10 protein-coding genes are annotated in these 15,003 nt (G+C 65.7%); 6 read left to right on the top strand and 4 right to left on the bottom strand.

Translation table 11 applies throughout. From position 1 onward, the window contains the following. Window positions 1-95 precede the first annotated feature (95 nt). The 4 genes from ACY3GB_RS21180 to ACY3GB_RS21165 form a co-directional block, all read right to left on the bottom strand. Window positions 96-863 (bottom strand): substrate-binding periplasmic protein, encoded by a 768-nt coding sequence (locus ACY3GB_RS21180; protein ID WP_463090471.1) that lies wholly within the window; start codon window positions 861-863, stop codon window positions 96-98. A gap of 150 nt (window positions 864-1,013) precedes the next feature. Further along, complete coding sequence (locus ACY3GB_RS21175) at window positions 1,014-1,349, bottom strand: lipocalin-like domain-containing protein (protein WP_463090971.1); 336 nt, start codon at window positions 1,347-1,349, stop codon at window positions 1,014-1,016. A 220-nt stretch (window positions 1,350-1,569) separates the two neighbouring features. Further along, window positions 1,570-2,046 carry a c-type cytochrome gene (locus ACY3GB_RS21170; protein WP_463090470.1) on the bottom strand — a complete coding sequence of 159 codons (477 nt, stop codon included), beginning with the start codon at window positions 2,044-2,046 and terminating at the stop codon, window positions 1,570-1,572. A 233-nt stretch (window positions 2,047-2,279) separates the two neighbouring features. Beyond that, window positions 2,280-4,910 carry a family 20 glycosylhydrolase gene (locus ACY3GB_RS21165; protein ID WP_463090469.1) on the bottom strand — a complete coding sequence of 877 codons (2,631 nt, stop codon included), beginning with the start codon at window positions 4,908-4,910 and terminating at the stop codon, window positions 2,280-2,282. Window positions 4,911-5,402: 492 nt separating this feature from the next. Between ACY3GB_RS21165 and ACY3GB_RS21160 the strand changes: the two genes are divergently transcribed. The 6 genes from ACY3GB_RS21160 (at window position 5,403) to ACY3GB_RS21135 (ending at window position 14,909) form a co-directional block, all read left to right on the top strand. Then, window positions 5,403-7,505: a TonB-dependent receptor domain-containing protein gene (locus ACY3GB_RS21160; RefSeq protein ID WP_463090468.1), complete on the top strand. Its 2,103-nt coding sequence runs from the start codon at window positions 5,403-5,405 to the stop codon at window positions 7,503-7,505. A gap of 115 nt (window positions 7,506-7,620) precedes the next feature. Then, window positions 7,621-7,902 (top strand): DUF2218 domain-containing protein, encoded by a 282-nt coding sequence (locus ACY3GB_RS21155; protein WP_463090467.1) that lies wholly within the window; start codon window positions 7,621-7,623, stop codon window positions 7,900-7,902. A 10-nt stretch (window positions 7,903-7,912) separates the two neighbouring features. Beyond that, window positions 7,913-9,022: an ABC transporter substrate-binding protein gene (locus ACY3GB_RS21150; RefSeq protein WP_463090466.1), complete on the top strand. Its 1,110-nt coding sequence runs from the start codon at window positions 7,913-7,915 to the stop codon at window positions 9,020-9,022. Continuing rightward, window positions 9,019-10,086, top strand: coding sequence for a FecCD family ABC transporter permease (locus tag ACY3GB_RS21145; protein WP_463090465.1), 1,068 nt, complete (start codon window positions 9,019-9,021; stop codon window positions 10,084-10,086). The genes ACY3GB_RS21150 and ACY3GB_RS21145 overlap by 4 nt, the downstream gene beginning before the upstream one ends. Further along, window positions 10,083-10,850 carry an ABC transporter ATP-binding protein gene (locus ACY3GB_RS21140; protein ID WP_463090464.1) on the top strand — a complete coding sequence of 256 codons (768 nt, stop codon included), beginning with the start codon at window positions 10,083-10,085 and terminating at the stop codon, window positions 10,848-10,850. The genes ACY3GB_RS21145 and ACY3GB_RS21140 overlap by 4 nt, the downstream gene beginning before the upstream one ends. 156 nt (window positions 10,851-11,006) lie before the next feature. After that, window positions 11,007-14,909 carry an amino acid adenylation domain-containing protein gene (locus ACY3GB_RS21135; protein WP_463090463.1) on the top strand — a complete coding sequence of 1,301 codons (3,903 nt, stop codon included), beginning with the start codon at window positions 11,007-11,009 and terminating at the stop codon, window positions 14,907-14,909. Window positions 14,910-15,003: the final 94 nt, after the last annotated feature.

Here is a 15,003-nt window from a genome sequence, read left to right as displayed (position 1 = left end):
TGGGAAGGCTTTTTCATTTCTGCCGCTAGAGTGTAAAGAGGGTTCCTCCAAGAGCGCAGCTTGGGCTTTGCAAGCTCAGCGCAACAGCACTTAATTCATTGAGCTGTTTTGTCAGTCAGTCTGTACTTTCTCTTGAGCTCCATAACCAAAGACTGGTTTTTTTCAAGAAATCCATTGAATTGCTTGATCACATCGCCTTGCCGAATGCTGGAAAGCGAGAAATCATTGCTTTCAAAGGGAAGCTTTCTATCAAAGACCAGCGCGCCTGGCTTGTGAACAATCTCATCAAGGTAGTAATTGATCACTATCGGGCTGGCATAGATGGCGTCGTAGTGTCCGGTCATCCCCAAGCTGATCACCTTGCTGAATGAATCCTCCTGATAGACTCGAATCCTTCCATTATTGACCTTTTGCCGCATGGCCTGCTCAAGAGGCCAAGGCGTGAATCCTCTCATGGTCACGATAGCTTGAAGGGACGCCTCTGATAGCTGATTGACTTTCTCTGGCTTGACTAGCAACCCTTCAATGACATTGATGACTGGATCGCTATAGATAACAGATTTCCCTTTTTTCAGGTCGGCTTGCCAGTGCGGATTATCTGGATATTTAAAATCAATCGAACTGTCGTTCAAAAAGGTATGAAACAGTCTGGAGACCGGAAGTGACACGTAAGTCAATGTATGGCCGGATTGCTTGGCAAACGCATCAAGCAAATCCCTGCCATACCCGGAAAATTTTCCATTGATGCAGCTATGCAGCGGATAATAGTCAATCTCTTCGACGCCCACGACAAAGGAGCTGGCAGCAGCGGTGCCAATGAATGCCATACAAAAGAGTGCCATCGATATTAATGTCAATTTCATCTTCATCTTCATACCGCACAGTCACATCCATTTGCATTAAACAACGCGAACAACCCTACCAGCTTAGAGCTTGCTTATTGCTTATCACTTTAGTGCAAACGGCCAAACGCTGGCCCAGAAAATAGCTGGTGGCCCACTCAGCGCAGCCAGCTACTCACTCGCAAACCCAAGCACGCCTCGTCGCATTGCATTGCCCGCCGCCAAGGGATTCGGCATCCTGGCGGCGAAGACTTCCAGCGCGTCGCCAACGAGCTGGTAAAAACGCCGCTGCTCGGTGCCGTTCCAGGCTTCGTTCCAGCAGGCATCCACCTTGACGATGAAGCTGTTCCCGTACATCCAATGCCGTCCGGTATAGGCCATCAAGGTGCGGCTCAGCGCCGCCTGTTGCGCGTCGAGATTACTCGGCTCCCGCGTCTGAGCGGTCATCAGCGCCATCATCCACCCGTCGACGCCGAAAATCAGGTAGCCATTGGGGTCCGCGCCCAGGGCTGGACACGCTCCTGGGAATCCTGCGACCCCATCTCGAAAGAAACCAACCGCCAGCTGCCGTGCAGCTTGATGCCGAGCTCAGACATATTATTTCCCCCTCGCCGCTCGCCTGAGCGTGCCCATCCGTCGACCGTCCCTCAACATCCGCAATCCCCCAGCCGCCATTCAATGATGCGGGCGCTCAAACTTGAGGCTAGTCCAAAGCGCCTTGAACGCCTCATTTCTTTGCAATCAGGGCCGCCATGTATTCATTCAAGTCGCGCAGATCGTTAATCATCCAGGCGTGCGGCGGCAGCCTGACGCCATTCTCCCGCAAAGTTCTTGGAATCAAGTCGCCGTTTGGACGCAGTATGACTGACGAAACGATAACGCCAGGGTAGTCATTGAGCCGTTTTCTGAAAGCGGGCGTGGCAAGATTGGGCGTGGGAGGATTGCTCTTATTGGCCAACGGCCCTGTGCCCTTCGCGCTCTCTCCATGGCACATCGCGCATCTCGTCAAATAAATACTCTTCCCATTATTAGCATTCGCAAAAGATAACGATGTCTGGAAAAACAAAAAGCCTGATAAAGCAATAAGGATTATGTTCGCCTTCACGTCTAACTCTTCCTGACAGTTTTTAATAATGCATCCAGCCACGGCCTGCGCACTGGAAACCCCATTCGGAGCGCAAGCATGAGGCGATTTCCATCTCATGAACCCTATCCTCATCTCGCTTCTGACTGAGCGCCGCCCATATTAGCACAAAGGCATAATAGGATTCTTTGACCCGAAACCCTTGCCGACAGCCTGGCTAAGCCGATGCTGAACACCCATGCCAATGAAAACGGCGAGCCCGAGGCCCGCCGTTTTTCTTTTCAAGCCGCCCAGGCATTCAAACCGCATCGGCGCGAAAAGCCACTGCCTTCAAATGCCCGCGTCCATGTCGCTCACTGTCCGGACAGAACCTCCGCCCTGCCGGCGCGGCGGCCGTCCTGAGTGATGCCGCGCCAATAGCGCGCCTGCACTTGCAGGCCGGGTAGATAGTTCTGCCAGCTGTGGCCATCGGACGAATACTGCAGGCGCGCGCCCGGCCATTCGGTCGTCACCGAGATGCCGTTGGCGTCCGGCAGCACCGCTGGCATCGATACCCGGTAGCCGATGCCGGCGCGCTCCAGCTTGCCGGCCTCGCGCCAGCCCAGCACCGCGGCGAACTGCTGCCAGTCGGCGTTCAGCGCCGCCTTGTCCACCAGTTTGGTGACGCCCAGTTGGTAGGTCTCGCCCACCTTGTACGGCCGCTCCCATCCGGCCTTGTGCCAGGCGCGCTCGGCCAGCGCCAACAGCCGCGGATAGACCATGGTTTCGAACTCGGCGTCGGTGCGCATCACCTCGGTCCAGGCCTGCCCCTGGATGCCGGCGTACTGCGCCGGCGCGGCGGAGCTGGTCACCGCGAACGGCTGGCCCTGGCGGTCCGGCATCACTTCGGCGTTTTGCGGCAGGTTGTCCGGCGCGAAGCTGAACACCTTGTAGCTGTCGGTATCGCGCGAGGCCCAGTAATAGCCGTGTTCGCGCGGGTTCAGCTCGTAGGGGAAGTCGAAGTACAGGTAGTCCGGCAGCGCCAGCACGGTCTTGAAGCCCTTGGCGGCATAGCCGTTCACCGCCTGCGCCGCGCCCCAGTACAGCGTGTCCCATTCGGTGACCATGGTGTTGCGGGTAGCGAAATCGGACGCGCCGCTGGAGCCGGCCACCCCGTCCTGCCACGCCGCCATCGTCGGGATGCCCTGCTGGGAGACGATGCGGCTGGCCTCGCGCGCGAAGCGCAGCGGCAGGTCGTCCACGCTCTTCAACTTGCCTTTGGCGATCTGCGCCTGGCAGGCCGGCGAGCGGCCCCAGGGCTTGTCCTGCTGCGCCATATTGACCTTGCCCTTGGCCGGATCGCTGCCGCTGGCGTCCTGGAAGCCGGAGCCCAGCAGGATGTTCTTGGCTTCGTCGCCGCCGAAGTGCCAGGTCTGCAACGGCTGGCCGGCCTCGCGGTGCATCTGCGCCACCTCGGCCACCAGCTTGGACACGAAGCGCCCGCTGCCCGGCACGCAGGGATTGAAATAGGTGCGGCGGTCATAGAATTGCACCGACAGCGTGTTGGACTGGTCTTGCGGGTCCAGCAGCCGGTATTCGGCCGCCGCCTGCGGCTGGCCCTGGGCCATCAGCTTGCGGTAGCGCGCCTCCATAGCCACCACCGCGGCGCGGGCGTGCGCCGGCATGTCGAACTCCGGAATCACCTCGATGAAACGCGCCTGGGCGTAGCTCACCAGCGCGATGTAGTCGGCGCGGGTCAGATAGCCGCCGCCGGACTGGTTGGTCGGGCCCGAGCCCAGCTGCGGCACCAGGCACTGGGTTTCGCTCAAGTCATGGCAGCGGCGCGCGCCGACGTCGGTCAGCTCCGGCAAGCCGGGAATCTGCAGCCGCCAGCCTTCGTCGTCGGACAAGTGCAGATGCAGCTTGTTGAGCTTGTAGGCAGCCATCTGGTCTATCAGGCGGCGCACCGTGGCCGGCTGCTTGAAATTGCGCGCCAGGTCGGCCATGAAGCCGCGATGGGCATAGCGCGGCGCGTCCTCCACCGTCATCCAGCGCGCCTGGCCGCCGCCCTGCGGCAGCAGGCCCAGCAGCGTCTGCACGCCGTAGAACACGCCGGCGGCGTCGAAGCCTTCCACCTTCACGCCCTGCTGGCCGATCAGCAGCCGGTAGCCGCCGGACACCGCGATGTCGGCCGGCAAGCGGGCGCCGACCACCCCGCCGCTGACATTGACGCCCTCGTTGCGCAGGCCCAGCTGCGCCGTGCGCTGCGCCAGCGCGTCCCGCTGCGCCGGGCTGACGCCGGACAGGTTCAGGTTGAGGCCGCGGACCAGCAGCTCGCCGCCGCCCAGTTGCTGGCGCAATGTGGCCGGGATGACGCGATTGGCCGCCTGCGCGGCGGACAGCTGCGGGCCGCGCTGGCTGAAGGCGCGGTAGCGCTGTTCCGGCGTGGCCAGCGGCCGCAGCTCGCCGGCCGGATTTTTCCAGTTGTCGCCGGCCAGGGGCAGCAGATAACTGGCCTCGTCGCTGCTGTCGTGCTGCAACAGCGCCGGCGGCTGGCCGTCCACCGTCACATAGGGGCGGGGCAGCACGTCGCTTTCCTGCAGGATCCAGTATTCGTCTATCAGCGGCAGTTCGAGCTTCTGGCCGGGCGCCAGACCCTGGAAGGCGGCGGTGGGGGTGATCTGGTAAAGGTCGCCGGTGATGTGGCGGAGGGAGAACTGCGGCGTGTCCAGCTTCAGGATGCGGCGGATGCTGTGCAGATACAGATTCCAGCCGCCGCCCGGCGCCACTGTCTGCCCGCCCTTGTTCTCCAGGATCAGCCTCCCCTTCAGGCAGGACGCCCAGTCCGCCCCCAGGTCGGAGCACGGCGCGCCGGCGGCCGCGCCCTTATTGGTGTCCACCGCAATCTTCAGCGACAGGCTCTGCCCCAGCGCCGCCGCATCCGGCTCGGCCCACGCCCATGCCGACAAGGCGGCCAGCACGGCCGCGCCCAGTAATCGCTTCATGCTCATCGTCCACTCCCTTGCTGTCCACCATGGCGTTCCGGGCGCGCGCGTCCGGAGTTCACGCCGCTGCCCTGCCATGCGCGATGCAAACGGCATTGGTATTTAATTGGTATTCTCAATGGCGCGCAAGCGGTACTGCCAATTAGGACTGCTGCAATGCAAACTTTGCGCAATGGGCTTGCGCGGATTCAGCAAAAACGCCGTTGCGATGTCATCTTCTTGCAACACGGTGGAATTTCACGCCGATCGCCAACAAATTCATGCGCTTGCGCGCGATCGATGCGCTTGCTAGGCCCATCATGCGCGATCTTCATGAGAATAAAAACGATTCCTATTTGTGTTGAGAATAAGTCGATGTGATAATGGTCCGCTCAATTGACATTCATTGCGCAAATCTAATCCGGCGTCATGATCGGAACGGCTAGCGACGCGCCAGCCGGCTTGCCAATTGGATATGCGTTCCGTGATGAACACTCTGGGTATGACTAGATAATGAAAAACAAACGCTCTCCGCACCTCGCGCGCCCGGCATTCCGCCTGGCCATGCTGTCCGCGGCCGTCGGCGCCCTCTATCTGCCCGCCGCGCACGCCGCCGAAACGGTGCTGCCCTCGGTGGTGGTGACCGCCACCGGCTACGAGCAGAAAATCAAGGAAGCCCCGGCCAGCATCTCGGTGATCACCCGCGAGGACCTGGAAAAGAAACCGTTCACCAATTTGGCCGACGCGATCCAGGATCTGGAAGGCGTCAGCATCAACGGTTCCGGTCCTGGGGACAAGGACATCTCCATCCGCGGCCTGCCCGGCGAATACACGCTGATCCTGGTGGATGGCCGCCGCCAGAACACTCGCGAAGCCCGCAGCCGCGGCACCAGCGGCTTCCAGCAATTCCAGATTCCGCCGATGGAGGCGATCGAGCGCATCGAAGTGGTGCGCGGCCCGATGTCGTCGCTGTACGGCTCCGACGCGATGGGCGGCGTGATCAACATCATCACTCGCAAGTCGCCCAAGGAGTGGCACGGCTCGATGACGCTGGGCGGCACCATTACCGAACACTCCGCTGAAGGCAATACTGGCCAGAGCAGCTTCTGGGTCGGCGGCCCGCTGATGAAAGACGTGCTGTCACTGCAAGTCTATGGCGCGCTGAGCAACCAGGCCGAAGACAACATCTTTTATGCCAATAGCGGCGACGGCGGCAAAGTGGGCACCCACTTGTCCGACATCAATGCCAAGCTGAGCTTCACGCCCAATAAAGATCACGAGATCATTTTTGAAGCCGGCCACAACAAACTGCGCCAAACCACTACACCGGGCAAGAGTGTTGCATTCGATGACACCAAGGACGATTACTTCGATGTTCGCGACCATTGGAGCCTGAGCCATAACAGCAAGTACGGCATCGTGCGATCCAATCTGGCGCTGTATCAGGAAATCGAAAAACCCAACCACAGTGTCAACAATATCGATGATGGCAAGGGCATCAAGCTAACGAATACCACGCTGGATGGACAGCTCACCTTTCTGTTTGATCGCCATACTTTCAAGGTGGGCAGCCAGATCGGCCAGCAGGTTGGCGATAACATGGCCGCGCAGGAAGCATTGCTGCCGCCGCTCAAATACACCGGCGCGCCCAATCCGAACAAAGTCACGGTCAACACCTGGGCGCTGTTCGCCGAGGATACCTACGACATCACCGACAGCCTGAAACTGACCGGTGGCGGCCGCCTCGACCACCACAGCGTATTCGGCAGCCACTTCACGCCGCGCATGTACCTGGTTGAGCAACTGAACTCGCAATGGACGCTGAAAGGCGGCATCGGCAAGGGCTTCAAGGCCCCGACCATCCGCCAGAGCACCGACGGTTACTGCATGCGCACCGGCAAGCAACTCGAAACCGGCCTGCTATGCGGCAATTCCAAGTTGAAACCGGAAGAAAGCACCTCCTACGAGGCCAGCCTGCATTTCGACAACAACCAGAATCTAAGCGCCAACGCCACGCTGTTTTATAACCAGTTCAAGAACAAGGTTGTCAGCTACGGCACGGACCAGTTCTCAACGGAGCTGATCGGCAAAGGCGGCAAGCCTGCTCGAATTTATGTTTACGACAACGTGGACAACGTTAACATCCACGGTCTGGAGCTTTCCGGCAACTGGACATTCGCGCCGCGCTGGACCGTATCCGGCAACTACACCTACACCAAGTCCAAACGCCATGGCGGCAAGGAAACCAGCTACTCCGGCCAATCGCTGGAAGGCATGCCGCTGGACAAGACGCCGGAGCACGCCGGCAACGTCAAGCTGGCCTGGAACCCGGTAGAGAAGCTGGATCTGTACACTCGCCTGAACTTCGAAGGCAAGCAGTACTACACCGGCTTCCGCAATGGCGCCAACGTCGCCCGCACCCGCGGCGGCTCCAGCACCTGGGATCTGGGCGGCACTTACCGCATCAACAAGACCTTCGACGTCAATTTCGCCGTGTTCAACGTCGGCGACCGCAAGGTAGCCATCGACGACCGTGCCCGAGATGGCGGTCTGGACGGCAACTGGATGGTCGACGAGGGCCGCCGCTATTGGCTGACCCTGACCGGCAAGTTCTAAACCCCGCGCTCCCCGTCCGCCCCGCAAAAGCGGGCGGGAAGCTACGCACGGCAGTTGCCGGACCCCTTTGGTCCGCCAACTGCCTGTTCCCGTTTAAAAGAATGGAGAAAACATCATGCTCAGCAGCCGCGCTTCCCTCACCACCGCCAACGCCGACAAGGTGCTGTACAAGCTGTGCAAGCACTACGCGCTGAAGGTGCCGGTGGATTTCGACACCGAGCGCGCCCACGTGCAGTTCCCCATCGGCACCTGCGACATCCTACGCGCGGGCGACACGCTGGACATGGTGTGCGCGGCGGACGCGGCCGACAAGCTGGCCAAGATCGAATTCATCATGGACGAGCACCTGGGCCTGATGGCCAAGCAGCCGGAACTCAAGCTCGACTGGCAAAAGTAAAGGACGCCCGATGAAGACCGTATTCTCCCGTCTGCTGGCCGCCGCGCTGATCGCCGCGGCCGCGCTGTCGGCCCAGGCCGCGACCGTCACCGACATCGCCGGCCGCAAAGTGGAAGTGCCGGCCAAGGTGAACCGCATCCTGCTGGGCGAAGGCCGGCTGTTCTATTCCCTGGCGCTGCTGGAAGGCAAGCAGCCGCTGGCCCGCGTCGCCGGCTGGCAGGGCGACTTCCGCCAGCTGGACCCGCAAACCTACGCCCAGTACAAGAAACGCTTTCCCGAGATCGACCGCATCCCGCTGATCGGCAAGACCAGCGAGAACTCGGTCAGCGCCGAGAAGGTGCTGACGCTGAAGCCGGACATCGCCATCTTCAGCATTTCCGGCCACGGCCCAGGCCTGAACAACCCCATCGTCCAGCAGCTGCAGGCGGCCAAGGTGCCGGTGGTGTTCGTCGATTTCCGCAACGCGCCGCTGGAGCACACCGTGCCCAGCCTGCGCATCATGGGCAAGGCCCTGCAGCGCGAGGCCGAGGCCGAGCGTTTCATCCGCTTCTACCAAAGCCGGATCGACGCCATCCGCAAGACGGTGGCCGCCATCCCCGCGCAGCAGAAGCCCAAGGTCTTCCTCGATCTGCGCGCCGCCGCCTTCCCCAACGTCACCAGCGCCGGCAAGGGCAGCCTGGGCGAGCTGGTGGACGCCGCCGGCGGCGTCAACATCGGCGACAAGCTGATTCCCGGCGCGGTGGGCGAGGTGAACATGGAGCATGTGCTGGCGTCCAGACCCGACTGGTACATCGGCACCGGCACCGCCGACGCGGCCGACAAGATCGGCGTCCAGTTCGGCGCCGACATCTCGCCGGCGCAAGCACGCGCATCGCTGGCCCGCGCCGCCGCGCGCAAGCCGGTGGGCGCGCTCGACGCCGTGCGCGACGGCCGCACCTTCGGCGCCTGGCACCACTTCTATAACACGCCCTACCACATCGTGCTGCTGGAGGCCTTCGCCAAGACGCTGCAGCCGACGCGCTTCGCCAAGCTGGACCCGGACGCCAGCTGGCGGCAGCTGCACCGCGACTTCCTGGCGATAGCGCCGCAGGGCACCTACTGGGTCAAGGGAGGCAAATGAGCGAGTCCGCCCTGCCCCCGCTCACCGCCGCCGCGGTGAGCGGCGACTACCGCCGCGCGCTGCTGCGCCGGCTGCTGCTGGTGGCCGGCCTGCTGGCGCTGCTGGCGCTGTCGCTGTCGCTGGACGTCACCACCGGCGCCAGCGGCATGCCGCTGGCCGAGTTCTGGCGCACGCTGCTGGAGCCGTCCGCCGCCGATCCGGCCACCGCCGTCATCGTCTGGGACATCCGCCTGCCTTACGCGCTGATCGCCGTCGGCGCCGGCCTGGCGCTGGGCCTGGCCGGCGCGGAGATGCAGACCGTGCTGCACAACCCGCTGGCCGACCCGTTCACGCTGGGCCTGCAGCCGGCCGCCGCCTTCGGCGCGGCGCTGGCGCTGCTGCTGGGCATCAGCCTGCCCGGTGTGCCGGCGTCGTGGATGCTGCCGGTCAACGCCTTCGTGTTCGCGCTGGGTTCGGCGCTGCTGCTCGACCTGGTGGCGCGCTGGACGCGGATGGCGGCTAGCGGCGTGGTGCTGTTCGGCATCGCGCTGTTCTTCAGCTTCAACGCGCTGGTGTCGCTGCTGCAATTCGTGTCCACCGCCGACGCGCTGCAAGACCTGGTGTTCTGGCTGATGGGCAGCCTGTCGCGAGCCGACTGGCCCAAGATCGGCCTGATCTTCGCCGCCTTCGCGCTGATCCTGCCGTGGTCGCTGGCCAATTCCTGGCGGCTGACCGCGCTGCGCCTGGGCGAGGACCGCGCCGCCAGCTTCGGCATCAATGTGCGCCGACTGCGGCTGACGTCCTTGCTGCGCGCCAGCCTGCTCACCTCGCTGGCGGTGGCCTTCGTCGGCACCATAGGCTTCATCGGCCTGATCGCGCCGCACATCGCCCGCAAGCTGGTGGGCGAGGACCACCGCTTCTACCTGCCGGTGAGCGCGCTGACCGGCGCGGCCATCCTGTCGATGGCCTCGGTGGTGACCAAGAACCTGATTCCCGGCGTCATCGTGCCGGTGGGCATCGTCACCGCGCTGGTGGGCATTCCCTTCTTCATCGTCATCGTCTTGCGCAACGGAGGCCGGACATGAGCGAGCAGCTGTCCATCGAGAACCTGTCGGTCAGCTACGGCAAGCGCCGCGTCATCCATCAATTGTCCGTCCCCTGTATGCGGGCGGGCGAGGTCACCGCCCTGCTCGGCCCCAACGGCAGCGGCAAGTCCACCCTGCTGCGCGCGCTGGCCGGCCTGCAGGATGGCGACGGCCTGGTCCGCCTGCGCGGCAGCCCGCTCAGCCGCCAGCGCGGCGAGGTGGCCTACCTGCCGCAGACGCTGCCGCCCTGCGTGCATCTGACGGTGTTCGAATCGCTGATGGTGGCCGGCCAGGCCACCGCCGCCGGCCTGTTCCGCCGCCACGACGACCAGCAGGTGTTCGCGCTGCTGCAGTCGCTGGGAATCGACCACCTGGCGCTGCACTTCCTCGACCAGCTCTCCGGCGGCCAGCGCCAGCTGGTGGGCATCGCCCAGGCGCTGATCCGCGAGCCCGCGGTGCTGCTGCTGGACGAGCCGCTGTCGGCGCTGGACCTGAACTACCAGTTCCACGTGATGGACCTGCTGCGCCGCGAGACCCGCCGCCGCGGCATGGTGACGGTGATCGTGCTGCACGATCTGAACGCGGCGCTGCGCCACGCCGACCGGGCGCTGATGCTGAAGGCCGGCCAGCTGCTGGCCAACGGCGATCCGGACCAGGTGATAGACGCCGCCACGCTGCAAGCGGTCTACGGCGTAAACGGCCGGGTGGAGCGCTGCTCGCAAGGCGTGCCCCACGTGCTGGTGGACGGCCTGGCACCAGGCTGACCCTGCCGGCGGGGCGGCCAGCGCCGTCCCGCTGGATTGAATTCTCCCTTTTTCTCACGCGATGCGATTGAAACTGATACTCAATCGCATTTATGATGTCAGCCTTCGCCCACGCGCCGGCCAGCCGGCCGGAAACAATAACAGGCAGACATCCTCATGACCGAGACCTCCACCCGCCTTCCCGTCAGCTACGCCCAGCACGGCATCTGGATGGGCCAGCGCCTGGCGCCCGACAATCCCAGCTACTGGACCGCCGAGGCCATCGAGCTGAAAGGCCCGCTGGACGCCGGCATCCTGCGCGCCTGCGCCGCCGAGGCGCTTGCCCATTGTCCGGCGCTGAACATGCGCTTCGAATTCGACGGTGAGACGCTGTGGCAGCATCCGCGGCGCAGCTCCCCGCAGCCGCTGCCCTGGCACGACCTGAGCGGCGAATCCGATCCCGAAGCCGCGGCCGCCGCCTGGATGCGCGGGGCGCTGTCCCAGCCCTGCGATCCGGCCGTCGATCCGCTGTACCGCAGCGCGCTGCTCCAGCTGGGGCCGCGCCATTTCCTGTGGTACGTGCAAACCCATCACATCGCGCTGGACGGCTTCGCCTACGGCCTGCTGAGCAAGGTCGTGGCCGCGCGCTACAACGCCGCGCTGCGCGGACAGGACGCGCCGCCGCTGCCCGATTGGCGGCTGGAGCCGGTGCTGGCGGAAGACCAGGCTTACCAGGTGTCCGAACAGCGCGAGCGGGACCAGGCGTTCTGGACCGCGCGGCAGCAAGCCTTTCCCGCCGCCGCCACCCTGGCCCCGCCCCAGCCGCTGGCCGACGGCGTGCGCAAGGCTGGCCGCGCGCTGACTTCCGGCCAGATCGACGCCTGGCAGCGCGCGGCCAAGGCCTGCGGCGTCAACTGGGCCGCCTGGCTGATGGCGGCGGCGGCCGCCTGGCTGGCGCGGCACGGCGGCCAGCGCGCCATCACGCTGGGCCTGCCGGTGATGAACCGCATGGGCTCGGCCGCGCTGGCCGTGCCCTGCATGGCGATGAACATCGCGCCGCTCAGCCTGAGGCTGGACCCGGCCCGCAGCCTGGGAGAGCTGGCCCGGCAGGCCGCCGCCGGCCTGCGCGACATCCGCCCCCACCAGCGTTACCGCTACGAATGGCTGCGCGGCGATCTGGGCCGGCTGGACGGCCGCCAGCGGCTGTTCGGCCCGGTGCTCAACCTGATGCCTTTCGACCGCCACGCGCCGTTCGACGGCCTAGCAACCCGCATCCGGCCGATCAGCTCCGGCCCGGTGGAAGACCTGTCGATCAACATCAGCCTGCTCAACACCGAATGGCGGCTCAGCCTGGAAGCCCATCCGGACGCCTATCCGGCCGAGCGGCTGGACGCGCTATGGCATGACCTGCCGCAGTGGCTGGACCAACTGGCCCATGCCGAGCCCGGTACGCCGCTGGCGAGCTTGCTGCCGGACTTGCCGCCGCTGTCCATCTTGCAAGGCCCGGCGCTGGAGCAGCCCGCGGTCCCGGTGATGGAGCGGCTGGCCGCGCAGGCCGCCGCCCAACCCGATGCGATCGCGCTGGAAGGCGAAGGCCAGGCCCTCAGCTACCGCGCGCTGCTGGACCGCGCCCGCGCGCTGGCCGGCCGCTTGAAGGCCCAGGGCTTGGAGGACGGCGAGCGCGTCGCCATCCTGCTGCCGCGCTCGGTGGACGCCATCGTCGCCATCCTCGGCACGCTGTGGGCCGGCGGCTGCTACGTCCCGCTCGATCCGCTCGGTCCATCGGCCCGCCTGGCCATGGTCCTGGACGACGCCCGCCCCAGGCTGGCGCTGACCCATCGCCGCTGGGCGGCGCTGTGCGGCGACGCGCCGGCGCTGTGCCTGGACGAAGCGCCGGGCGAAGACGCGCCGCGTCTGGACGCCTGCGCCGCCGGCGTCGACAGCCCGGCCTACCTGCTCTACACCTCCGGCTCCACCGGCAAGCCCAACGGCGTGCTGGTCGGCCACCGCGCGCTCGCCCACTTCGTCTCCAGCGCCGGGCAGTTCTACCGCGTCCAGGCCGGCGAGCGCATCCTGCAGTTCGCGCCGCTGCACTTCGACGCCAGCATCGAAGAGATCTTCCTGGCGCTGTGCCACGGCGGCACGCTGGCGCTGCGCGACGACGCGATGCTGGAATCGATGCCGGCCTTCGCCGACGCCGTCGCGCGGCTGAAGATAGACGTGCTGGATCTGCCCACCGCCTTCTGGCACGAGCTCGCTTACGCGCTGACGCCGGAATTGGCCGGCCGGCTGTCCCGCGTCCGCCTCGCCATCATCGGCGGCGAGGCCGCGCTGCCCGAGCGCGCGCGCCGCTGGCGCGAGCTGCTGCCGAACGCCACGCTGCTCAACAGCTACGGCCCCACCGAGGCCTCCATCATCGCCACCGGCGCCGCGCTGACGGGCCCGGACGCGGTGTGGGACGGCGGCGACGACATCCCCATCGGCCTGCCGCGCCCCGGCGTGGCCGCCGCCATCGTCGACGCCGGCCTGCAGCCGGTGGCTCAGGGCGAGGAAGGCGAGCTGTGCCTGCTGGGCGACGCGCTGGCCATCGGCTACCTGGGCCGCGACGAGCTGACCGCCCGCCGCTTCGTGGCGCTGGACGCGCTGCCCGGCGCGCCGCGCGCCTACCGCACCGGCGACCGGGCCGTCTGGCGCGATGGCCAGCTGCGCTTCCTCGGCCGGCTGGACCACGAGCTGAAGATCAGCGGCCTGCGCATCGACCCGGCCGAAGTGGAAAACGCGCTGCTCGCCTGCCCCGGCGTGCGCGAGGCCGCGGTGATCGGCCTGCCGCTGGCCGGCGGCGGCTACGCGCTGGCCGCCTTCCTCGCCTCGGACGCGGAACGCGACGCCAGCGGGCTGCGGCGCCAGCTTGCCGAACGGCTGCCCGCCGCCGCCATTCCCGACCGCTGGCAATGGCTGGAGCAGCTGCCGCGCAACGTCAACGGCAAGATAGACCGCAAGCAACTGGCCGCGCAGGACGACGCGCCGGGCCTCAACGCGTCCCCGGCCGCCGAGGCCACGCCGCTGGAGCGGCAGATCATGGAAGTGTGGAGCCAGGTGCTGGGCCGCATGCCGGAAGGCCCGCACGCCAACTTCTTCGCGCTGGGCGGCAAGTCGCTGCAGGCGATCCAGGCCGCCAACCGGCTGGCCCAGCTGCTGCAGCGCGAAGTCGCCGTATCGGCGCTGTTCAGCTACAACACCGTCGCCGCGCTGGCCCAGGCGCTGAGCGCGCCGGCCGCCCACCGCCCGCCGGCGGCCAGCCAGGGCGGGGAGTTCGCGCCGCTGCTGACCATCCAGCCCGGCGCGCTGCCGGCGCTGTTCTGCCTGCACCCCGCGGAAGGCTTGTCCTGGTGCTACCTGGGACTGGCGCGCCACCTGCCGGACACCGCCATCTACGGCCTGCAAGCCGCCGGCATCCAGGGCGAGCCGCCCGCCAGCTTCGACGCGATGGTGGCCGACTACGTCGCCCGCATGCGCGCCGTCCAGCCGCGCGGCCCATACCGGCTGCTGGGCTGGTCGCTGGGCGGCGCGCTGGCGCAGGCGATGGCCGCCGCGCTCGCCGACGCCGGCGAAACCGTTGAGCTGCTGGCGCTGATGGACAGCTACCCGGTCAGCAGTTGGCAAGGCCGGCCCGAGCCGACCCTCCACGACGCCTTGGTGACGGTGCTCAGCGTCAACGGCGAGGTGGACGCCGACGCCGACGGCCTGCCGCTGGACAACGACGCCATCTACCAGCGCCTGCTGCGCGCCGGCAGCCCGCTGGCGCCGCTGGGCCGCGCCGCGCTGGAAAAGCTGGGCCAGGCCTCGCTGCACGGCATGCGGCTGTTCCGCGACAGCCGCACGCCGGCCTACGCGGGCGACATGCTGCTGTTCCGAGCCGGCCGGCACCTGGCCAACGCGCCGAAGGTTGCCGACTGGCAACCCTATCTGCAGGGCCGCCTGGACTGCGTCGAACTGGATTGCGACCACTTCGGCATGAGCGATCCGGAACCAATGCGCCGCATCGGCGAGGAACTGTCGCGCCGGCTGAACCGCGCCTGAAGCCCCACGCCCGGCGCGCGCGCCGGGCTTCGCCCCTCCCCTGTGTCGGCAAAATGGATTTTATTTTCCATTCAAGCCCGATTGCGCAATTTTT

The organism is Chromobacterium sp. Ag138, assembly GCF_055181315.1.
The sequence above is the reverse complement of the archived record's forward strand: the minus strand, read 5'-3'. Positions and strand labels throughout refer to the sequence as shown.

What these genes read in the sequence shown, in the direction of transcription:
- ACY3GB_RS21140 (WP_463090464.1), top strand. Translation starts at nt 10,083, where the DNA reads ATGAGCGAGCAGCTGTCCATCGAGAACCTGTCGGTCAGCTACGGCAAG.
- ACY3GB_RS21180 (WP_463090471.1), bottom strand. Translation starts at nt 863, where the DNA reads ATGAAATTGACATTAATATCGATGGCACTCTTTTGTATGGCATTCATT.
- ACY3GB_RS21170 (WP_463090470.1), bottom strand. Translation starts at nt 2,046, where the DNA reads ATGAGATGGAAATCGCCTCATGCTTGCGCTCCGAATGGGGTTTCCAGT.
- ACY3GB_RS21160 (WP_463090468.1), top strand. Translation starts at nt 5,403, where the DNA reads ATGAAAAACAAACGCTCTCCGCACCTCGCGCGCCCGGCATTCCGCCTG.
- ACY3GB_RS21165 (WP_463090469.1), bottom strand. Translation starts at nt 4,910, where the DNA reads ATGAAGCGATTACTGGGCGCGGCCGTGCTGGCCGCCTTGTCGGCATGG.
- ACY3GB_RS21145 (WP_463090465.1), top strand. Translation starts at nt 9,019, where the DNA reads ATGAGCGAGTCCGCCCTGCCCCCGCTCACCGCCGCCGCGGTGAGCGGC.
- ACY3GB_RS21135 (WP_463090463.1), top strand. Translation starts at nt 11,007, where the DNA reads ATGACCGAGACCTCCACCCGCCTTCCCGTCAGCTACGCCCAGCACGGC.
- ACY3GB_RS21150 (WP_463090466.1), top strand. Translation starts at nt 7,913, where the DNA reads ATGAAGACCGTATTCTCCCGTCTGCTGGCCGCCGCGCTGATCGCCGCG.
- ACY3GB_RS21155 (WP_463090467.1), top strand. Translation starts at nt 7,621, where the DNA reads ATGCTCAGCAGCCGCGCTTCCCTCACCACCGCCAACGCCGACAAGGTG.